Origin of the sequence: Allopseudospirillum japonicum, assembly GCF_900108915.1 — a bacterium.
Lineage (GTDB): Bacteria > Pseudomonadota > Gammaproteobacteria > Pseudomonadales > Halomonadaceae > Pseudospirillum > Pseudospirillum japonicum.
The window spans coordinates 93167-114985 of sequence record NZ_FNYH01000007.1 but is presented as its reverse complement, the minus strand read 5'-3'; the positions used below and the strand labels follow the sequence as shown (position 1 = coordinate 114985).

The 21819-nt window shown below is 47.7% G+C and carries 20 protein-coding genes and 1 pseudogene; 5 read left to right on the top strand and 16 right to left on the bottom strand.

What is annotated here, in order from left to right; all coding sequences use genetic code 11:
- Positions 1-123: 123 nt before the first annotated feature.
- The 9 genes and pseudogenes from BMX05_RS08000 to BMX05_RS07955 all read right to left on the bottom strand — a co-directional run bounded on the left by BMX05_RS08000 (position 124) and on the right by BMX05_RS07955 (position 8478).
- Positions 124-927, bottom strand: a complete 804-nt coding sequence (locus tag BMX05_RS08000) for a septal ring lytic transglycosylase RlpA family protein (protein WP_093309983.1) — start codon at positions 925-927, stop codon at positions 124-126.
- Positions 928-989: 62 nt separating this feature from the next.
- Positions 990-2051, bottom strand: coding sequence for a lytic murein transglycosylase B (mltB, locus tag BMX05_RS07995; protein WP_093309851.1), 1062 nt, complete (start codon positions 2049-2051; stop codon positions 990-992).
- A 37-nt stretch (positions 2052-2088) separates the two neighbouring features.
- Positions 2089-3228: a rod shape-determining protein RodA gene (rodA, locus tag BMX05_RS07990; RefSeq protein ID WP_093309849.1), complete on the bottom strand. Its 1140-nt coding sequence runs from the start codon at positions 3226-3228 to the stop codon at positions 2089-2091.
- Positions 3225-5177, bottom strand: a complete 1953-nt coding sequence (gene mrdA / locus BMX05_RS07985) for a penicillin-binding protein 2 (protein WP_093309846.1) — start codon at positions 5175-5177, stop codon at positions 3225-3227. Before mrdA ends, rodA begins: the two co-directional genes overlap by 4 nt.
- Positions 5178-5486: 309 nt before the next feature.
- Positions 5487-5570: pseudogene (locus BMX05_RS07975) on the bottom strand (hypothetical protein); the annotation flags it as partial.
- A 27-nt stretch (positions 5571-5597) separates the two neighbouring features.
- Positions 5598-6065 carry a 23S rRNA (pseudouridine(1915)-N(3))-methyltransferase RlmH gene (rlmH, locus tag BMX05_RS07970; RefSeq protein WP_093309978.1) on the bottom strand — a complete coding sequence of 156 codons (468 nt, stop codon included), beginning with the start codon at positions 6063-6065 and terminating at the stop codon, positions 5598-5600.
- Positions 6066-6107: 42 nt separating this feature from the next.
- Positions 6108-6476 carry a ribosome silencing factor gene (gene rsfS / locus BMX05_RS07965; RefSeq protein WP_093309843.1) on the bottom strand — a complete coding sequence of 123 codons (369 nt, stop codon included), beginning with the start codon at positions 6474-6476 and terminating at the stop codon, positions 6108-6110.
- A gap of 81 nt (positions 6477-6557) precedes the next feature.
- Positions 6558-7181 carry a nicotinate-nucleotide adenylyltransferase gene (nadD, locus tag BMX05_RS07960; protein ID WP_218139011.1) on the bottom strand — a complete coding sequence of 208 codons (624 nt, stop codon included), beginning with the start codon at positions 7179-7181 and terminating at the stop codon, positions 6558-6560.
- Positions 7182-7209: 28 nt separating this feature from the next.
- Entirely contained in the window at positions 7210-8478 is a 1269-nt protein-coding gene (locus tag BMX05_RS07955) for a glutamate-5-semialdehyde dehydrogenase (protein WP_093309835.1), read from the bottom strand.
- A gap of 395 nt (positions 8479-8873) precedes the next feature.
- On the opposite strand from BMX05_RS07955, the gene BMX05_RS12495 reads away from it, so the two are divergent.
- From BMX05_RS12495 to BMX05_RS07940, 4 genes are all read left to right on the top strand, one after another.
- Positions 8874-9821, top strand: coding sequence for a hypothetical protein (locus BMX05_RS12495; RefSeq protein ID WP_177166842.1), 948 nt, complete (start codon positions 8874-8876; stop codon positions 9819-9821).
- Positions 9808-10782 carry a GGDEF domain-containing protein gene (locus BMX05_RS07950; RefSeq protein ID WP_177166841.1) on the top strand — a complete coding sequence of 325 codons (975 nt, stop codon included), beginning with the start codon at positions 9808-9810 and terminating at the stop codon, positions 10780-10782. Before BMX05_RS12495 ends, BMX05_RS07950 begins: the two co-directional genes overlap by 14 nt.
- Positions 10783-10852: 70 nt before the next feature.
- Positions 10853-12259 (top strand): bifunctional DedA family/phosphatase PAP2 family protein, encoded by a 1407-nt coding sequence (locus BMX05_RS07945; protein WP_093309830.1) that lies wholly within the window; start codon positions 10853-10855, stop codon positions 12257-12259.
- Between the two features lie 12 nt (positions 12260-12271).
- Positions 12272-13198: a DMT family transporter gene (locus tag BMX05_RS07940; RefSeq protein WP_093309826.1), complete on the top strand. Its 927-nt coding sequence runs from the start codon at positions 12272-12274 to the stop codon at positions 13196-13198.
- A gap of 15 nt (positions 13199-13213) precedes the next feature.
- Here BMX05_RS07940 and BMX05_RS07935 read toward each other — a convergent pair whose 3' ends face one another.
- Positions 13214-14029 carry a carbon-nitrogen hydrolase family protein gene (locus BMX05_RS07935; protein WP_218139010.1) on the bottom strand — a complete coding sequence of 272 codons (816 nt, stop codon included), beginning with the start codon at positions 14027-14029 and terminating at the stop codon, positions 13214-13216.
- Between the two features lie 119 nt (positions 14030-14148).
- Here BMX05_RS07935 and thrH point away from each other — a divergent pair, with 119 nt between their 5' ends.
- Positions 14149-14760 carry a bifunctional phosphoserine phosphatase/homoserine phosphotransferase ThrH gene (thrH, locus tag BMX05_RS07930; protein ID WP_093309815.1) on the top strand — a complete coding sequence of 204 codons (612 nt, stop codon included), beginning with the start codon at positions 14149-14151 and terminating at the stop codon, positions 14758-14760.
- A gap of 63 nt (positions 14761-14823) precedes the next feature.
- Here the strand turns inward: thrH and BMX05_RS07925 are convergent, their stop codons facing one another.
- The 6 genes from BMX05_RS07925 to BMX05_RS07900 form a co-directional block, all read right to left on the bottom strand.
- The gene (locus tag BMX05_RS07925; RefSeq protein ID WP_093309810.1) at positions 14824-16968 is read right to left on the bottom strand and encodes an O-linked N-acetylglucosamine transferase, SPINDLY family protein; all 2145 of its coding nucleotides are present in this window, start codon (positions 16966-16968) and stop codon (positions 14824-14826) included.
- 55 nt (positions 16969-17023) lie between these two features.
- Positions 17024-18001 carry a 4-hydroxy-3-methylbut-2-enyl diphosphate reductase gene (ispH, locus tag BMX05_RS07920; RefSeq protein ID WP_093309808.1) on the bottom strand — a complete coding sequence of 326 codons (978 nt, stop codon included), beginning with the start codon at positions 17999-18001 and terminating at the stop codon, positions 17024-17026.
- Complete coding sequence (fkpB, locus tag BMX05_RS07915) at positions 18001-18441, bottom strand: FKBP-type peptidyl-prolyl cis-trans isomerase (protein WP_093309805.1); 441 nt, start codon at positions 18439-18441, stop codon at positions 18001-18003. Before fkpB ends, ispH begins: the two co-directional genes overlap by 1 nt.
- Positions 18438-18965 (bottom strand): signal peptidase II, encoded by a 528-nt coding sequence (gene lspA, locus BMX05_RS07910; protein WP_093309800.1) that lies wholly within the window; start codon positions 18963-18965, stop codon positions 18438-18440. Before lspA ends, fkpB begins: the two co-directional genes overlap by 4 nt.
- Before the next feature lie 179 nt (positions 18966-19144).
- A complete protein-coding gene (locus BMX05_RS07905) occupies positions 19145-20356 on the bottom strand; it encodes a glycosyltransferase family 4 protein (protein ID WP_093309795.1) in 1212 nt (403 codons plus the stop codon).
- On the bottom strand, positions 20349-21806 hold the full coding sequence (locus BMX05_RS07900) for a mannose-1-phosphate guanylyltransferase/mannose-6-phosphate isomerase (RefSeq protein ID WP_093309790.1): 1458 nt from the start codon (positions 21804-21806) through the stop codon (positions 20349-20351). Before BMX05_RS07900 ends, BMX05_RS07905 begins: the two co-directional genes overlap by 8 nt.
- Positions 21807-21819 lie beyond the last annotated feature (13 nt).

Here is a 21819-nt window from a genome sequence, read left to right as displayed (position 1 = left end):
TGAGGTTTAGATATGGAAGCTAAATAACCCATGCGTCTTATCTTCTTTAGATTAGTAATTAAAAAATAATAGTTTAACATACTCATGCCCCTAATTCTGACAATCCTGACATTGATACTGACTTCAAGGGTTGACAACTAAGGGTTGGCCCAACCCCTGTCCGCGTACTTGGGTACTGGCTTGGTTTAACGAGTTCTGATCGTATAAAGGACCGGCTTGAATGCGATACCAAGTTTGTTGCTGAATTTGCTGACGTTGGATGCGCACAGGCAAACCTAAGGATTGAATCAAGCGTGCCTTGAGTTTTTCTGCAGCAGGTGCAGAACTTAAAGAGGCAACTTGTAAATAGACCGGCCAAACTTGGTTTTGTTGTGCTTGCCATTGTTTAGGGTCAATCGCCTCCACTTTTACCTTGGCAGTGCCTTTTTGATGAAATCCTAAACGATGTGCAGCAGCATAAGATAAGTCAATTAAACGATTATCATGAAAAGGGCCACGGTCATTCACACGTACAATGACTTGACGACCATTTTCCAAGTTCGTCACCCTCGCATAAGTAGGCAAAGGTAAATGTTTATGGGCAGCGGTCATCTTGTACATATCATAGATTTCACCGTTTGAGGTGGCATGACCATGAAACTTGGTACCATACCAAGAGGCATAACCTATCGCTTGATAGCCTTGGTTGTGAGGTAACACGCGATACGTTTTCCCAAGAACACGATAGGTTGGCCCATTCCCCGAACGACTAAAAGGTTCGATTTGAGGTACAGCATCAGGGATCTGAGAAACATCAGGTGGATTTGCGGGATAAGCATCCTGCGCTTGTTGATAGCGGCTACTTTGGCTAGTAGGCTTAGGTGGTGATGAACAAGCACTTAGTATCAGCAAAGCACTTGCTGCTATTGCTAGTCGAGGTCTTTTCATAAAAGACGCTATAAAAGAGCGAGCCAAAAACAAGCGCATCTATAAAGTACCTAGTTAAAAAATTAGGGTGCCTTTGCCGCTGCTGCAATCGCCTGACTGAGCTGATACACAGCCATGGCATATAAGCGACTATGATTATAGCGAGTAATCACATAGAAGTTATGCAAGCCCGCCCAATGTTTAAATTGATTATCCGCCACCTCAAAGCGAATCGGCATCATCAGTGTCTGTGCCGATAAAGCCCCTTGGGTGACTTGAAAACCGGCTTGCTGCGCTTGGCTATAAGGCAAGTCCACTTTCAGATACTTACGATCCATGGAAGGTAACGCTTGTGGGTCACCTTGGAACTGAGCTTCTAACACAACCGCTTCCCCAGCACGCCATTGATGCGCCTTGAAATAGTTAGCAACACTGCCGATCGCATCTGTGGTGTTAGTCCAAATATCACGGAAGTGGTCACCATCAAAATCTACCGCATAAGCTCGATAACTTGATGGAATAAACTGGCCGTATCCCATCGCCCCTGCATACGAACCAATTGGGAGCTCAGGACGCAAACCTTCTTCACGCGCCAAGATTAAAAATTCGACCAGCTGCTTACGGAAAAAACTCGATCTTGGTGGATAATTAAAAGCCAGTGTTGATAAGGCATCTAGCACCCGATAGCTGCCTTTATTGCGCCCATAAAAGGTTTCTACACCAATAATCGCGGTAATAATTTCCTTGGGCACTCCGTAAGTTTGCTCTGCCCGTGCCAGAGTTTGCGCATTTTCACGCATAAAATTTACCCCGGCTTGTATACGGGATTCAGTAAGGAAAATTTTACGGTATTCATGCCACTTTAATACACGCTCTGCTGGCCGGCTGATCGCGTCAATAATCTTTTGTTGATATTTCGCTTCAGCAAATAAAGGCTGCAACTGCTGTGGATCAAACTGGTGTTCGCGTGCCATTTCTTCAATAAAAGCGGCCACTTCAGGGTGTTGACTAGGCACATAACTCGCTTGGTCTTGCAATGCTTGTGCTGAGGGACTCAACACTAAAGCACTGCCACTTAACGCCAATGCTGCTAGCCAGGTTTTATAAGCCGATTTTTTTGTCGTCAGTCGGTGGAAATTAAGCAAAATCTCGCTCCTTTATTTGCTTTGCACGCTCAACAAGTCAGCGTTTGAGTAAGTTTTTATGCGTTTGTATTGACATCAACATGCCAAAGCCAGCTAAGAGGGTGACACTTGAAGTCCCGCCAAAACTAATCAGAGGCAAAGGCACCCCAACGACCGGCAAAATTCCGCTGACCATGCCTATATTAACAAAAACATAGGTAAAAAATGTCAGGGTAATGCTGCCTGCAAGTAAGCGTCCGTAAGTATCTTGTGCATTCATGGCAATCATCATGCCACGCCAGATAATCACCAGATAGACACATAGAAGAATACATACACCAATTAAGCCGAATTCCTCAGCTAAGACGGCCACAATAAAGTCCGTATGACGTTCTGGCAAAAACTCCAACTGGGATTGCGTCCCTTGTAGCCAGCCTTTGCCGTCAATCCCCCCAGAACCAATAGCGGTTTTAGATTGGATAATATTCCATCCGGTACCTAAAGGATCTTTTTCTGGATCTAAAAAGGTTAGCACCCTTTGTCTTTGATACTCATGCATCACCATCCATAACAAAGGCAAACTTGCCCCTGCCAGCGCACCCAAAAACCCAATAATGCGCCAGCTTAAACCTGCAAGTAAAAGTACAAAAACTGCTGCTACCCCAACTAATAAAGAAGTCCCTAAATCAGGCTGCTTGGCAATTAAAAGCACAGGACCGGCTATAATGACTGCACTAATGAGCAAATGTTTCCAGCGTGGTGGTAAACCTTGACGCGCCAAATACCAAGCCATCATCATGGGCATGGTTAATTTCATCACTTCTGAAGGCTGAAAACGAAAAACACCCAGATTGAGCCAGCGTTGTGCTCCTTTGGCTTGTACTCCAAATAAAAGTACTGCAAGTAATAAAAGCACTCCGATTAAAAATAACATGGGGGAGAAACGTTGGAGTTGGCGTGGTGAGATTTGCGCAACCAACACCATTACCCCTAACGCAAATAATAAACGGTATACTTGGCGCAAGATGTCTTCTTGGTTTTCACTGGTCGCGCTATACAAAATAAAAAGTCCGCCCACAATCACAGTGAGCAGCGCCAGAAGTAACCATAAATCAATATGAACCCGCTCTAGCCAGCCGGCTTGACGTTGTAAATACACATCTGCATTCGGCAACTGACGGCGAAAATCTCGACTCATGCGCCTCTCCCCAAAGCTTGCCCTTGAGATGCAGGGACTGCTTCTTGTTGGGCCACGGCTGTCGGTTGGGTTGCTAATTTAGGTAATAAATAAGCATCCACGACCTTACGTGCGATAGGCGCGGCAGTCGTACTACCACCACCGCCATTTTCGACAACCACAGCAATCGCGATTTGTGGATTTTCCAGTGGTGCAAAGGCCACAAATAACGCATGATCTCGATGTCGTTCAGGGATTTTGGTTTCATCATAGGTCTCACCTTGGCGAATACTACGCACTTGTGCGGTTCCTGTTTTACCCGCCATCAGATATTGAAGGCCGTGACTAATACCACGTGCGGTTCCCCTTGGGCTATGTACGACATCTTTCATCACATCAAATACATAATCCCAGTTGGAAGCATCTCTTAATTTGACATCTGCTGGTGTATCCTGGAAATATCTGGGGAGTTCTTTGCCATCTGCAGAATGCAACAAACGTGCCTGCACCCAATGACCACGATTGGCTAAGATGGCAGTTGCACTTGCCAGTTGCAAAGGTGTGGCTAACCAATATCCTTGGCCAATACCAATACTTAAAGTTTCCCCGGGGAACCAAGGTTGGCGTCTTTCATTGCGTTTCCATTCTCGGCTCGGCATCAAACCACTAGTTGCATGGTCTACATCCACACTGGTTTGTTCGCCAAAACCAAATTTCGACATAAAATCAAAAATATTATCAATACCTAAGTTATAAGCAAGGTTATAAAAATAGGTATCATTTGAATACACCACAGACAAACGCAAATCCACCTTGCCATGCCCACTACGCTTCCAATTACGGTATTGGCGATCATCGTTAGGCAAACGATAATATCCAGGATCATAAATACTGGTATCACGCTTGACGACGTCATATTCCAACCCAGCTAAGGCCATAAAGGGTTTAACGGTAGAAGCTGGTGGATATTGTCCACGAATCGAACGATTGAATAGCGGTAAATCTGGATCTCGGCGTAAATCACGGTAAGTTTTACTATCAATACCACCAACAAATAAGTTGGGATCAAAACTTGGCGTACTGACCATAGCCAAAATACCGCCTGTAGCCGGTTCAACTGCCACAATAGCACCTCGGCGTCCTTGTAAAGCCTCATGCGCCACTTGCTGTAGCTGGCTATCTAAATGCAACACAAGGTTTTTACCAGGTTGAGGTGGTTGATACTCTAACACACGTAGAACACGCCCCCGCGCATTGGTTTCTACTTTTTGATAGCCGACCTCACCGTGCAAATCTGTTTCATAAAACTTTTCTACCCCTGTTTTACCAATATAGTGGGTGCCACTATAACGGGTACGATCGAGTTGATTGAGCTCTTCTTCATTAATACGGCCCACATAACCTAAGACATGCGCCATATAATCTTTTTGTGGATAGTGCCGTGAAAGTTGGGCTTCCACTTCCACCCCAGGTAACCTATGACGATTAACCGCAATTTGGGCAATTTGGGCTTCCGTCAACTGATCTAATAGTAAAGTCGGCTCGAAAGGGCGTCGCCTTTGCGCGGCGCGTTCGTGGATAAGCTCTTGATGTTCTTCATCTAATTTAAGGATGTGGCTAATGCGCTTGAGGACATTTTGTAAATCTTTGACCTGTTCGCGTACAATCGTCAAGCTATAACTGGGGCGATTATCCGCTAACAAAATACCGTTGCGGTCATAAATTAACCCCCGAGTCGGTGCCACCGCTTCCACATGAATACGGTTATTCTCTGAGCGTGTGGTATGCACATCATACTGTACAATTTGCAAAAATAGCATGCGACTGACCAAGCCCAACAGCATCACAATGACAATCACAATGGCGATCCAAGCACGCCGCTGGAAGACTTGATTTTCTTGATGGAGATCTTTAAAAGCACCTTTGACCGCTGTGTTTTTAGATGCTGAGGACGAACTCGAAGATGACATCTTAGCTCTCAACGTAAAACAATAGAGGGTTGACGTCTTCCCCACCTTGAAAGATGGAGATTGCTGGTTGTTGCCTTCCAAGTTCCTGCTTCATCATTATTGCCTGTTGCTCCTTGAGATTGCCCACAGAAACTGACACAAGCTTCACCTCCCGCGTGCTTTGCAATCATTTTCTGTTGGTGCTCTTGTAACCTGCTGGCACCTACCAAAATCGCCTCGTTTACCTTGATGGACATCCTTTTGGCAACCTTGATACAGATCTGCATGAAGAAGTGCCCACACCAAGCATGGGTACGCACACACAAAAAATTAGTGGCAGACGTACTCTTGCACGCACCCGAAGATCCGAAAAAGCAGGTTGGCTGACTCGGGCATCGGATAGAATCGATATGAGTAGGCACGCTAGGCGGTATTCATAAATCAACGATGATAAGGATGCCCTTGAGTAATCGACCAAGCTCGATAAAGCTGTTCTGCTAGTAAAACACGCACCAGAGGGTGAGGAAGCGTCAAATTAGAGAGAGACCAAAGTTGGTTAGCCCGTTGGCGGCAACTTGCATCCAAACCTTCTGGCCCACCGATCAAAAACACCAGATTTTGCCCTTGCATATGCCAACTTTCAAATTGATTTGCCAAAGCTTGCGTACTCCAAGCCTGGCCTTTTACTTCTAAGGCAATGACATGCTCATCTGCATCAATACGCGCTAAAATAGCTTCAGCTTCACGTTTCATGGCTTGGGCAAGATCAGCATTTTTACCACGTTGGCCGGCAGGAATTTCTTGAATCTCTAATCGATATTCCCTCGGAAAACGTTTTAGGTAAGTGATCACCCCTTCATTAACCCAAGCAGGCATTTTTTGCCCAACCGCCAAGATACGTATTTTCAATGCAACCTCCGCAAGTTCAGCGCGCAACCATTCCTAAAAGCTTTAGGGCGTTTGTGAAGAAGAAAGTGCCGTTTCGCTAGGAAATTGTGACCATAAACGCTCTAAATCATAAAACTGGCGCGTTTCAGGCAACATCAGATGCACCACAAGCTCGCCCAAATCGACCAAGACCCAATCTGTATTATTCTGACCTTCTACCCCTAAAGGACGATAACCGGCCTCTTTCATTTTCAGAACTAGGTTTTGTGCTAATGCATTTAGTTGGCGGGTCGAGGTTCCGCTAGCAATGAGCATAAAATCCGTCACACTGGTACTTTCACGCACATCAAGCAAGCAGATGTTTTGTGCTTTGATCTCTTCCAAGGCTTCAATCGCCAAGGCATTGAGGGGGATTTCTGTATAGGCGTGCATGGATTAAAGCAACCTCTTTAATAATGGAATCGACAAAGTAGGAATATTAGGCACCCCTTAAGCCAACATTTCACACCTAGCTTAAAGGTAGAGCCCTTGTTGTTGAATATAGGCCAAAACCTGATCGGGTAACCAATAGCGTGCTGAACGCCCTTGCGCCAATGCCTTGCGGATTTGTGTTGCTGAGATAGCTAAAGGTGTTTGCAATTGCATCAGTAACACCTTGCCACAAGGCAAGCGATGCAAAAGGTCAGCATTTTGTGTTTGATGTTGATCGAGCCAAGTTTGCAATTCTGCACTATAAAGCGCTTGATAATCAGGACGCGTTACCACCACAAGATGCGCATAGTGGGTGAGCTGACGCCATTGATACCAAGAAGGCAAACTAAGAAAACTGTCCATACCCACAGCCATCATCAAAGGGACTTGCGCACCTAAACGCGCACGCAAACTAGCTAGTGTATGTACAGACCAAGAGGCTTGATCACGTTCTAGTTCACAAGCATCTAACTGAAGACCTGCTTCTCCCGCAATCGCTAAAGACACCATATGCAAACGCTGCGCACTACTGGCAAGCGGTTGTTGACGGTGTGGCGGTTGATGACAGGGAATCAGGCGTACTTCCGCCACCGCGAGGCGCTCATAAAGCTCGACGGCGGTACGTAAATGCCCATGATGGATAGGATCAAAGGTGCCCCCTAACATGAGCACCCCTTGTCGATGTACTGACATTTTACTGGCGGATATGTCCATCACCCAACACAATATACTTTTGCGATGTTAAGCCTTCCAAACCTACAGGACCACGCGCATGGATTTTATCCGTAGAGATACCAATTTCCGCACCTAAACCATATTCAAACCCATCAGCAAAACGGGTCGAAGCGTTAACCATGACAGAGCTTGAATCCACTTCCGTTAAGAAACGACGCGCACGCGTATAGTTTTCGGTCACAATGGCCTCTGTATGTTGTGAGCTATAAGTGTTGATATGATCAATGGCGTCATCCAAGGAATCAACCACCTTGATAGATAAAATGGGCCCTAGGTACTCAGTCGACCAGTCTTCTTCCGTTGCCGCAATAACAGGTAAATGCGCACCTTGCAATAAAGCCAAGCTGACCTCACACGCACGCAACTCGACCCCTTTCGCAAGTAGATCTTGTGCAATACTTGGCAATAAGTTTGCTGCCACTTGTTGATGTACCAGCAGAGTCTCCATGGTATTACAAGTGCCATAACGTTGGGTTTTTGCATTTAAACTAATAGCCAGCGCCTTTTGTGCATCTGCATCTCGATCAAGGTACACATGGCAAATACCATCTAAATGTTTGATCACAGGGACGCGCGCTTCTTGCGTAATACGCTCAATCAGCCCCTTACCACCACGCGGCACAATGACATCAACGTAAGTATCCATACGAATTAAGGCGCCAACCGCTTCACGATCGGTGGTTTCAACCACTTGTACCGCATGCGCATTCACCCCCGCCTGCGCCAGCCCTTGTTGAATACAAGCAGCAATGGCACGATTGGAGTGCAGGGCCTCAGAGCCACCACGCAAGATCGCTGCATTACCAGATTTTAAGCACAGGCTCGCAGCTTCTACAGTGACATTCGGACGCGACTCATAGATAATACCAATCACCCCTAGAGGAACACGCATTTTTCCTACTTGAATGCCACTCGGGCGGTAGCGCATTTCGGTGATCTCACCAACAGGATCAGGTAGGCTCGCAACTTGGCGCAAACCTTCTAACATAGCTTCAATTCGTGCAGGTGTTAGTGCAAGGCGATCTAATAAGGCTTCTTCTAGCCCGCGCGCGCGACCTTGTTCAAGGTCCTTGGCATTGGCTTGCAGTAACTGCGGACTCGCTGCCTCTAATGCTTGCGCAATCGCATGTAAGGCGCGGTTTTTATCTTCTGTTGTAAGACGCGCTAAAGTCCGTGCTGCTTGACGTGCTTGGCGGCCTAAGGTTTGCATATAATCCTGTACCTGCATGAAAATTACCTACCTGTTGATTTTTGACGCGCATCAAATATATAGCGCAAGCTTGAGTAGCCGAAAAACAAAAAGTTACCTAAGATTACGCTAGTCTTATTGCAACGACAGTGCATCTAGGTGAGATGAGTGTCTGTGTTTGTGAATACCAGATTACAGCATTCAAGCAAGTGCATCCAAGTTGGTCCTTTTGTATTTGGGTTAACTTGGCATAACCTCACCAAAGGCATGAGTATAACACGACACTTCCGCCTCGGCTGAACAAGTCACACTCATTGCCACACACAAGATGCCGATAGAATAAGAGAGTACATGTGTGTACTTGCAAAGGCTGAGGGGATTCAATATAACCTCAAACCAGCACACATGGAGTGATTTATACGCTTGGAATAACAATGCATCCAAACTTTATTGATTATAAACCTTATGCGTTAACTCTAGGTGCCTTATGCTGGTGGGCGTTGGCATGGTCTCAACAAGCAGAATCTTGGTTACAAGTTGGCATTCTCACCAGTTTAGGCGCGCTTTTATTAGGACTTGCGTGGGCAATTTACCAGCACAAAGCGGCCGAGATTCGCATTTATGCTCATTTTGCTACAGCACATCTTGTGCTAATTTCCATCCTCAATACGCATTGGCTACTGCCTTTTAATCCTCACTGGTTATATTTGCAGCCGTTTGTCTTTTTCGCCTTGCTACCGTTCCAAACAGCGATCTGGAGCATGGCCGCTTATTCTTTACTCATTTGTATTTTGATTATGCTCGGTGACGATACTGTATATCGCTTGCAAATGCTGGTGCTCTATTGGATTTGCGCTACCTTGGCTGGTGTTGCCACTTACCATTATCTCAGTGCCAAACATCAATATTTGAGCCTTGCGCGACGCAATGATCTTACAGGCTTGCTCGATGCTCACCAATTGCAAGAAGATTTTAACCGCGAGCTCAACCGAGCAGCACGGGAACAAACCTTGCTGGCCTGTGTTTATGTGCGCCCACGCGTGCATACCAGTGAAGAAGTGAATACACTCGCCCAGATTCTCACGCACAACCTGCAAGCTTTCGAGCGCTCTTATCATAGTTTGGCACACAAGTCACAAACCGATTTAGTGGTATTATTGCCAACAAGTGATCTTGTCCAAGCGCGTGAACGCGTACATTGGTTAAGTCAACTACTTGCAAATGTGGACGCGCACATCTTTGCGGTTCTTGATGCACAACAAAGTCTTGCAAGTATCGAACAAGAAGCCCATCAAGCCTTTGCTCAACAGCCTGTACAAGCATTATCTATCAAGGAAGACACTCAAGCAGACAAGGAGACGCACTTACATGGCACTGCATGAGTACTCTGGAATTGCCAAACACAAAATAGTCGCTTGTATTTACGCTGCCTTAGCTATTTTATTGGCGGCCACTGCCTTACAAGCCTATTACCATGCTTGGTACTCCAGCATTTTATTGCCCGCATTAAGCGCACCTTTAATCGCCAGCTTTGCCGTTTACCGCTGGCTGATTACTCCTATACGTCAAGACTTAACGGCTTATCCTGTCTTGGCACTTTTAGCGCTTCAAGCTTGGCCTTTGGCCAATATTCCGCAAGCCCATGTTTTTCTATTACATTATGATTGGTTAATGCTGTTGCCTCTTCTAGGCTTTTTCCTTTTGCCGCTTAAATTAGGCACTTACTTTGCCTTGACAATGGCAGGATTTGCGGCATGGCATACTTATCATCTACATTGGCCTTGGATACAAGTCGCTAGCCAATATCTTATCTTTAGTGGTACAGGGTTTTTACTCGCCGCAGATCAAGCATGGCAGCTCAAGCGCTTAGAAAATTTTAGCATCCGTGATCGCACCACAGGGGCTTTCAATATCAATCATTTACATCAACGTTTGATTGCCGAAGTCAGCCGCGCACGCACCACACAACGCCCTTTATCCCTACTTTTAATCGAGCTGAATCAATACCCGCAGTTAGTGCAAGAATATGGCAGCACAAGCGCAGATACTTTATTGGCGCATTCGAGCCGAATCCTAATTCGTACTTGTCGCGTTGGCGATGAGCTGTATCGATACGACGCACAAACTTTGGTTTTACTACTTCCCAATACCACCACCAATGGTAGCTTAGTGCTGCGTGAACGCTTATATCACCAGTTACTGGATCAATTAGATTCCCCTTTAGGACCGGTCGATGTCAGCATGACACCTTTAACCCTTATTGCAGGTGAAAGTGCTGCTGAGCTCGAAGAACGTATCAGCAATAGTTGTATTCATAGCTTGCCTGAGCGTGTACAACTTTAGATGTTCTGTATCCCTTTCTTGTAAACCCCGTTGATACATACGGGGTTTGATTTTCTGCGGATTTTAACACTTGGATAACCTCGCCCAGCACCCCATTAGCCTTTGGTTAACCCAACACCCTGAATGGGTCTTGGTCAGCATAGGCCTCCTTGCCGCGCTAGAATCTTTGGCTGTAGTTGGCTTGCTTGTACCTGGCGTTTTACTGTTAGCCGCCGCCAGCTTTGTCGCAGGTCAGATGGAAATTTCTTGGCTGATGACTTTAGGGGCGGCAATGACAGGCGCCTTTCTTGGTGATCTGTGTGGCTTTTTGCTTGGTACAAGAGGGCGAACTTGGGTTTTAAGATGGAAAATTTGGCAAAAACATCCAGATTGGTTACCTAAAAGCGAAAAATTCTTTGTACACTACGGAATAGCTAGTGTATTTTTGGGCCGTTTTATTGGCCCCCTGCGCCCTTTAATTCCCTTAATCGCTGGTCTGTTACACATGCCCAGCAGGCACTTTATGGCAGTGAACCTAGTCTCATCTGTCATCTGGGCGCCCTTGTATCTAGCTCCTGGGTATTGGATTGGACAAGGGTGGACAAATGAAGCATCGACAGGGATAACCGTTATGATTCCTCTGGTATTGAGTGGCATTTTATTATTACTACTACTGGCATTTGTATTTTGGGGGCGCTTGCATTTACATCCGCAATACCCAGGCCCTTGGCAAGCACGTATCCAAGCTGTGCACCTAAAAATTCCTTGGCTGCACCCGTTTCACCAAGCAACTCATAGCCCATTAGCCACTTGGGTGTTAGCCCTTTTCAGCCTCCTGAGCTTTATTATTTGGACGCTTCTTTATCAACAACAAGTGTTCGCAGCTTGGGATGCACAAGTGTTGGCCTTAATGCAAACTTGGCAAACATCGACAGGACAGACCTTGATGCAAATGGTGAGTTTCTGGGGTGATTTGACTGGGGTGCTTGTGTTGTCTTTGCCTTGGGTTATTTACTTGGTATGGCGTAAAGCTTGGTGGTGGGTCGTGCATTGGTGTGTGGTACTTGCAAGTACTTCAGCCATCACCACCTTACTTAAACACAGTTTTGCACGTTTACGCCCGCATACACCAGAGCACCTTAGCCATTCCTTTGCTTATCCAAGTGCACACTCAAGTATTAGTGTGGCGCTTTTTGGGCTCATACTGACAAGTATTGCGGTACAGAAATCACCACCACATAGAAGTCTTTGGTATGTGCTGGCAAGCCTACCTGTACTAGCGACTTTAATTTCACGTTTATATTTACAGGTGCATTGGTTCTCAGATGTGATTGCAGGTGCTTTAATCGGCTTGGCTTGTGTCGCTTTAGGACGTGCAGGGTTACATACTTATGCCCCGCAAGCGCTTGTGGTCGATAAACTCCCTGCCGGCCGCTTACTGGCGCTGACCTGGATTATCATGTTGGTGCTGGGGATGCGCGTCTTTTTACCTGTCTAATCAAGGATTTTTGTGTTCACTTCTCGTACGCATCAGCCCAAAGCTTGGGCTATGGCAGAGCTTGCGCTAACTTCTGTACTGTTTGGTGGTACCGCGCTTTTTAGCAAACTCATTCCCCTTAATGCTTTAGATATGACCGCAGGACGCAGCCTCATTGCAGGGAGTGTTCTGCTGGCTATCTTCGCTTTACGGTCTTGGTGGCGTCGCCGTACCTCAGCAAACTCAACACAACACACCAGATCAAAGCCTGTGGGACTACTACGCCAAGTCAATTTGGGGCTCTTAATACTCTTAGGTGCCTTAATGGCAGCACACTGGGTCACTTACTTCCATGCCATGCAGGTCTCTAGTGTGGCATTAGGGATGTTAGCGCTTTTTACCTATCCAGTGATTACTGTGTTATTAGAACCTTTATGGACACGGCAACCCCTCGCTTGGCAAGATATAGTCGCTGCCTGTGTCGTCTTTGTGGGGGTCGCTTTATTATTGCCTTATAATCGCCAAGCTTGGCAGCAACTTGATGGGCAAATTACTGGGGTCTTGTGGGGCGTTGGTTCTGCTTTTTTGTTCGCCCTACGCAATGTTCTACAACGCCATTATCTGCAAGCCAGCTCACCTATATTAGCCATGGGGGTACAAGCTTTGGTTGTCGCTGCTTGTACTTGGCCTTGGGCTTCTTCTGCACTGAGCAACACAGACGCGCACACCCTCACCAATTTAGTCCTTTTGGGTGTTTTGTTTACCGCCGTCCCACATGCTTTGATGGTCAGTAGCTTGCGCGTTTTAGCGGCTAAAAGCGTGGCTTTAATCTCCTGCATTCAACCTGTGCTTGGCGCTTTGTTTGCTTGGTGGTTACTCGGTGAAGCAATCACGCCCACTATTTTATTAGGTGGTGCCTTGATTCTAGGCGCCGCATGGACGGAAGCGCGCCGCGCTTAACTATCACAATAAAGGCTACTCACGTAAACGTCGGTGCGTCAAGGCAGGTAATTGCTGGCGCACTTCTTGCAACCTTTGCGGCTGGATTTCTGCCAATAAAATATTTGGTTCCTCAGCCAGCTCAGCCAGTATCTCGCCCCAGGGATCAACTAGCATAGAATGTCCATAAGTCAGACGACCACCGGCATGACATCCAGTTTGCGCAGCAGCCAGTACATAGGCTTGATTTTCTACCGCACGCGCCCTCAATAATAAATGCCAATGCGCTCGCCCAGTCGGCACAGTAAAAGCCGCAGGAATAATCCATAAATCAATGTCTTGCAATTGGCGAAAAAATTCCGGAAAACGCAAATCGTAGCAGATTCCAATCCCTACGCGCCCCCAAGGTAAGTCCAATGCTTGTACCTGATCCCCAGCACAAATACTGCGCCCCTCATCATAAGTTTCATTTTTTCCCTGATAACTAAACAGGTGCATTTTATGATAATGATGAATACAAACCCCTTGTGGATCAAAAACTAAGCAGGTGTTATAGACTTTACCTGCCTGTTCAGATATTAAAGGAAGACTCCCTGCAACTAAATAAATGCCTAATTCTGCAGCCAACTGGCTCAAGCGTGTTTGTATTGGACCTTGCTGATAAACTTCGGCAATCTGCTGTTTTGCCTGTTCGTCTGGATGTAATAAGGGAAAATATTCTGGCAAAGCAACTAAATCTGCTCCTTGTGCAGCGGCTTGGCGTACACCCTGTTCTGCCATGTGTAAATTTTGCTCTAAATCGGCGCTTGAGGTCATTTGTACACTGGCGACTTTCACCACTTGTGTCAGCATCCTTTTACTCCTCCAAGATAAAATTCTCTGTCGCATTGCGCCTGAGGTCTGCTACCATCTTGGGCACTTGATATTTTACGGTTTGATTTTCCTTGCACCCTGTTACAGAGGATACTTTGATGGAACTTGCATGTCTTGACCTAGAAGGGGTTTTGATCCCAGAAATTTGGATTGCTTTTGCGGAAAAAACTGGGATTGAAGCGCTGAAAGCCACTACACGCGATATTCCAGATTACGATGTACTCATGCGTCAGCGCTTACGCATTTTGGAAGAAAATAACCTGAAATTACCGGATATTCAGGCTGTTATCGCAGAACTTTCTCCATTAGAAGGTGCTGTTGATTTTGTCAATTGGTTGCGTGAACGCTTCCAGGTCGTGATTTTATCAGACACCTTCTATGAGTTTGCTATGCCACTGATGAAGCAACTTGGCCATCCAACGTTACTTTGCCATAAACTAGAAGTGGATGATCAAGGGCGTGTTATTGATTACAAGCTGCGCCAACCTGATCCTAAACGCCAAGCAGTACGCGCGTTCCAGTTGCTTAATTACCGCGTGCTTGCTGCTGGAGATTCCTACAATGACACCACTATGCTGACGCAAGCTGAGGCGGGTATCTTGTTCCATGCCCCACAAAATGTGATTCAGGAATTCCCACAGTTTCCAGCAGTCCACACGTATGAAGATCTAAAAGCAGCTTTCCGTCAAGCTAGCTTACGCGATATTTAATTCGCAAAACGGGCAGTCTTTGATGCCTGCCCGTTTTTCTTCTCTTCAGCTTTAACATGCTTCTTAAGATTTTTCACACCAAGTATGCCACATCTGTCGGTAAAGCCTTTCCAAGTCTTGAGCAAACAAAAGCGTATTAAACAAAGGCGCACTGAGTCTTTGTTCTGCCAAACGTTGGCGTAACTGGGCGAGCTCTCCTTGTGGATCCTGCGCCAAAGCGATCGCACGCGTTTGATAGGTCTGGCGATCAGGGACAATCAACTCAGGTAAATGCATCGCCTGGAGCAAACTTGCTGAGACTCGGGAAGCGAAGTGTTGACCTTCTATCGCCAATACAGGCACTCCAGCCCATAAAGCATCACTGGTTGTTGTGTGACCGTTCACTAACTCTGTATCTAACACCAAATCCGCACATCCAAGCCGCGCTAAATGATCAGGTTTAGCCGCACGATCTGCAAAGATTAAACGCTCTGCAACCCCTTGACGCTCTGCATAAGTTAAAATATTCGCTTCTGCAACCGCATTAGAACGCAACAACCAAAGATAGCTATGAGGGCAGACTTTCAGAATCTCTAACCAAATATGTAGGATATGTGGCTGAATTTTATAATTTTGATTGAAGGAGGCAAAAATAAAGCCATCTTCAGGCAGCCCTAGATCCGTACGCGTTGGCCGTGGTTCTGTAATCGCCTGCTCCTGATCATTCACCTGATAAGTGTGCGGCATATAAGCAAAGGTTTCATTAAAATAAGCTTGGTATTCAGGGGGCGTAACTATCCGGTCAGTAATCACATAATCAAAAAAATCCGCGCCACTCGTCCCTGGGAAACCCAGCCAAGTCACTTGCACAGGTGCAGGACGTTGCGCACAAATCTCTAACCGCGAACCCTTGGTAAACCCTTTTAGATCGACCAAAATATCAACTTCATCTTGATAAATACGCTCAGCGGCTTGGCGATCATTCAATGGGCGTAAATCAACAAAATCATCACAGCCAGCCACAATACGCTGACGATACTCGCTATGATCAGCCCGTCCATAGGAATAACCAATAATCTCAAATGCTTGATGATCGTGATTTTTAAATAAACTCGCGATTAGGTGGGCAGTCGCATGGGCGTGATAATCACAGGATAAATAGCCAATTTTTAGACGTTGATTTGTGTTGAAACTTCGGTGGCTAAAATCAAAGGGTGCATATTGAGCAACCGCTTTTTTAGTCAAGCGCGCTTTCACTTGGGCCACTTGTTGATTGAGTGCCAAATCATCGCAATGGGTGATATTAGAAAAAGGTGACTCAATACTGGACCAATCTTCTTCTTGCAAGGCTTGCTGGGTAATTTGATCAACACGCACGCTCAATTCGGCGATTTCATCCCAAGCGCACAAATGCTGCAACTGGTACAAAAGATTAGAATAATTGCGTCTGTATTCAGGCTCATACTGGATTGCCAAACGATAATGTGCCGCCGCTTGTTCACGTTTGGATAAAGCCGCCAAGGTATTACCTGCATTCCGATGCGCCAAGCCATACTCTGGTTGTAACTCGGCCGCTTTTTGGAAAGCACGCGCAGCTTCCTCCGTTTGCTGATTGCGGTCAAGCGCGACGCCAAGCGAGTTCCAAATTTGCGCATCATCCGGCCGCAATTCCAATAAACGCCGAAACACATCTAAACTTGCACCCACCCCTTGGGTATCCCGCAGGTACTTAGCATATTCTTTAAGCAAATCAATATCATCTGGTAAGGCCGCCAAACCTTGACCCAGCAAGCGCCCTATTTCTTCTGTGCGTTTGAGTTTGCGTAAGACATGCAGCGCATTTTTATAAGCAAGTCGATAAGTTTTATCTAAAGCTAACGCCTGATAATAGCATTCTATCGCGGCTTCTGGTGCTTGATTACGATTTAAAAGGTGGGCTAAGTTATTATAAACCCTAGGATTTTTATCATCGAGTGTCAGTAAAGTTTGATAAGCTTTAATCCCAGCAGCATAGTCTTGGGTTTCTGTGTATAAACGCCCCTCGAGCAAAAGCACCTGCTTATGTTTGGGAGCAATACGTTTGGCTTGCTGCACCTTTTGGGTACAAATGATGAAATCTTTAGCAGCAAGGGCTTGCTCAGCTTCCTTACAAATCTGCGGCAATAAACGTAAGCCCTGTTGATTTGGCAGAGGATGACGTGTTTTTTTAGGCGCTTTTTTTTTAGCCATGCAAAAAGATCCTTGTTGCTTTATTCAATAAAAACCACTTGCGCTCTCTCGACACCTAAACCGCCTGTGTCGGAATCCTTAATGCTTTCGGCATGGAGAAGGTGATATTTTCTTGGCGACCGACCAGCTCTTGCGGTGCTTGTGCGCCCCAAGCCACTAAGCGTTCAATCACATCCTTGACCAAGATTTCGGGCGCAGACGCACCAGCGGTAATCCCAATACAGGCCACCTGCTCCAACCACTCGGGTAATAAATCCTGCGCGCCATCAATCAAATAAGCACGGGTCCCCATACGCTGTGCCAACTCACGCAACCGGTTGGAGTTAGAACTGTTTGGGCTACCGACCACCAAAACCACATCCGCTTGTTGTGCTAACTGCTTCACTGCATCTTGGCGGTTTTGCGTGGCATAACAAATATCATCTTTCCGTGGGCCTTCAATCTGCGGGAAGCGATCACGCAGGGCTTGGATCACCTGAGCGGTATCATCCACAGATAAGGTCGTTTGGGTGACATAGGCTAAGCCGTGTTGATGTCTAGGCTTGAGCCTTTGCACATCCTCCACGGTTTCAATCAAATCAATGCGCCCCCCGGCTTGCGGATCATAACGCCCCATAGTGCCTTCCACCTCTGGATGCCCTGCATGGCCAATCAGGATGCAATCATAGGCTTGCTGGCTATAACGCAGCACTTCCATATGCACCTTAGTGACTAGGGGGCAAGTGGCATCAAACACCTGCAAGCGGCGGCGTTCAGCTTCGGCTTGTACCTGTTGGGAGACCCCGTGGGCGGAGAAAATCACAATCGCCTGATCAGGCACTTCGTCCAGTTCATCAACAAAATGCGCCCCCCGGGCTTTCAGGCTTTCGACCACAAATCGATTATGGACCACCTCATGACGGACATAAATGGGTGGGCCGAACACATCCAAAGCACGGTTGACAATTTCAATGGCGCGATCCACACCAGCGCAAAATCCCCGTGGATTCGCTAACAAGATCTGGGCGCCTGCGGCGGCTTGATCCTTTGGCATTAGGGCGCCTCCACATGCAAAATCTTTACTTTAAAAATCAAAGTCCGCCCCGCCAAGGGGTGATTAAAATCAATCAGCACACTTTTTTCTTGAATCTGCGCGACCACCCCGGGTAACTCGCTACCGCTGGCATCCGTAAAGGAAAGCACCAGACCTCTTTCTAAATCCTGTCCTGCAAATTGGTCTTTCGCAAAACGCTGCACATTGCTGGGGTTATGCTGCCCAAAGGCTTGTTCTGGTGGCAAGGTATAGGTGGCTTCTTGACCGGCGCCCATGCCTTCTAAGCAGGTCTCAAAACTTGGCGGCAAGTTGCCATCCCCGATCACCAAGGTGGGGGCTTGCGCCTGTGCAAAGGTGGAATCTATCACCTGGCCGTCTTCTAATTCCAGCGCGAAATGTAAACACACTCGGCTGCCGGTTTGGATTAAGGCTTGTGTCATGGGGGGGTCTCCTGAGTTGAGGATGCGCGCGAGGATGCGACTGAGGTTTTCGGCCATAAAGCATCATAAGCCATCATAAGAGCGCCTAGGCTAATGGCCATATCGGCCACATTAAAGGCGGGGAAATACTTTTGTTGCCAGTGCAGGGCGATAAAATCCACCACATACCCCAGCAACCAACGATCATACACATTGCCAAGGGCGCCGCCGAGAATCAAAGCCAAAGCGATAGCGACCAGGGTGTCTTGCTTGGATAGGCGCGCCAACCAGACCAATAAAATGACGATAGTCAGGCAGGCAATGCCAATAAAAAACCAGCGTTGCCAACCGCTTTGATCGGCTAAAAAACTGAAGGCGGCGCCTGTGTTATGCAGCAAGGTGAAATCAAGAAAAGGCGTGATGGGCCAGAGTTCACCATAGGCGAGGTTTTGGCTGATCCAGGTTTTGGTGAGCCAATCCAAAGCAAAGACGCCAAGCGATAACCACACCCAAGCGAGCTGCCCGCAGATTTTTTGTTTTAACATACATCTCCTTGATCAGGCGGTTTTGCATCCCCTGTTGTGTTGCGCGGCGGGGGGCTTTTTTGGGGTAAGATCTGGGGTAAGATGAAAAAAAGGACCCTTAAACCCATCGAAAAACCCCGCACCTCACCGCCTTTTTTTAGACTCGTTTCCGCTGGAAAAAGTGTCTTAAAGGGTTTATTTCAACTGAGGGCATTTTGCCAACTTTCTTTTAACGCCTGCGCCGATTGTGCCCAATGGAAATCAGCGGCACGGGCTAAGCCGGCGTGGCGCAATTGCGCGCGGGCGGATGCATCTTCCAGTAACCCGCGCAAGCCTTGGGTGATCTCAGTGATAGAAAAAGGGTCCACCCAATGCGCGGCGTGCGCGGCGACCTCAGGCATAGCACTGGTATTGGCGGTCAGTACAGGCACCCCAGAGGCCATGGCTTCTAAAATCGGCATCCCAAACCCTTCATAACAAGAGACATACGCCAACACACTGGCCGCGCCCAACACTTGTGGCAAATCGGCTTGAGGCACATAACCTAAACGACGTGCGCGCCCGCGTGCTTCCAAAGCTTGGATATCCGCCAACAAATGGCTATCTTGCCAGCCTTTACCACCGACAATCACCAAGGGATAGGCGTGTTGCAAGGCTTCGGGTAAGGCCTGATAGGCGCGCACTAAATGACTGAGATTCTTACGCGGTTCTAAAGTGCCCAAAGCCAGCACATACTGCTTTGGCAAGGCATAACGGGCACTGATCGCGGTGCGCGCTTCTGGGGTTAACGGCTGGAAGGCAGCACTGACGGCGGGATAAATAATATCAATTTTTTCTGGTGGTAAATCAAAGGCTTGGATTAACTCCTGCCGAGTAAATTCCGAGATCGTCTGCACCCGACGGGCTTGTTGTAAAGCTTGGGGTAATTGCTGCTGCAAGCGCTGCAAATTACTGGGGTGGATCAACTCGGGATAACGCAGGTACGCCAGATCATACACCACAGGCACAAAAGGACGTGTCAGGCTGACGGGGATAAAATTCGGTTCCCAATACAGATCGGCTTTCTGTAATGCCTGCTGACTTTGCCAAGCTAACCAACGCTGATAACTGGATTGGCTGCCGGGGATTTTTTTGATCCAGGTGCGGACTTGTTGCTGCCATCCAGGGCGTTGGCCTGCGGAGGTTGCCGCTTGTGTGGCGGTCACCAGATCAGCGAGTTGCGCTTGCGTATACTGACGATGGCCGGCAAAGCCGCTCAACTTAAAATGGGTGCCTTCAATCTCTGGATGCGCCAACACCTGCGCCAATAACTCACGGGTATAGTGGCCGATGCCGGTTAAAGGGTTCATTAAGGGATCCAGATTGATGATCACCTTGGTGGTAGACAGGGGGGACGGCATAGACTCAGGCATGAGGGACCGTCTCCTGACGACCGTATTGGTCTTCAAAACGCACAATATCGTCTTCGCCAAGATAGGTACCGGTTTGCACTTCAATCAGCTTGAGCGGAATCACCCCGGGGTTTTCTAAGCGATGGACAGTCCCTAAAGAAATATAGGTGGATTCATCCTCAGATAATAAAGTGCTTTCTAGCCTCTGCGGATCTGTGGCACTTGCGGTAAGCACACGGGCAGTCCCTTGCACAATCACCCAATGTTCGGCGCGATGATAATGCATCTGTAACGAGAGGCTTTGCCCTGGGTTGACCACGATTTGCTTGACCTGAAACCCTTCTCCATGCACCAGGGTTTGATAATAGCCCCAAGGGCGGTACACCCTTTGATGGGTTTCGCATTCGGGGCGCTGGGCTTGTTTGAGTTGCTGGACAATGTGTTTCACGTCCTGGGTTTGGTCTTTATGCGCCACCAAAACCGCATCATCGGTTTCCACCACAATCACATCTTGCATCCCGACCGTGGCCACCAGGCGCGCGCTGCTATACACATAGGCATTGCGGGTGTTATGGGTGAGCACATCCCCGTGGGTGTACACGCCTTGGGCTTGGCCTGCTTGCATCACCTCCCATAAAGCATCCCAAGCGCCTACATCACTCCAACCGGCCTGCAAAGGAAACACCACGCCGGCTTGGGTGTGTTCCATCACGGCATAATCAATCGAATCCGCAGGGCAGGCGGCAAAGGCTTGCGCGGGCAAACGCAGAAAATCTAAATCCTGTTGCGCGCCTTGGTAGGCGATTTTGCAAGCCTCCAAGAGCGCGGGGGCATGGGTTTCGAGTTCTTCTAAATAGCGGGAGGCACGCATTAAAAACATGCCGCTATTCCAATAATAATCGCCGGCATCCACATAGGCTTGCGCTTGCGCTTGCGGGGGTTTTTCGACAAAGCGGGCAATAGCAAAGCCCCCATCAGCACGCGCCTTGCCACGTTGGATATAGCCATACCCTGTATGGGCGCAGGTGGGCACAATCCCTAGGGTGACTAAAGCCCCTTGGGCGGCGGCGGTGCTGGCTTGTGCGATTTGCGCAACAAAGGCGGCGGTATCCTGAATCACATGATCGGCAGGCAATACCAGCATTAAAGGATCTTCGCCCTGATGCAATAAGTGCAAAGCCGCTTGCGCGACTGCGGGGGCGGTATTACGTCCACAAGGTTCGAGCAAAATGGCACGCGCCTGCTGGCCCAGTTGTTGGATTTGCTCGGCCACTAAAAACCTGTGGTCTTGGTTGCAGACCAGGATAGGCGCTTGGATCCCCGTATCCAGCCCCTGAAGGCGTAACAGGGTTTGTTGTAGCATGGAGGCGTGTGCATCTGTGAGGTTTAAAAATTGTTTGGGATGATGCTCACGCGAGACCGGCCATAAGCGGCTGCCTACACCACCGGAAAGAATCACAGGGGTAATCACACAAAACTCCTTG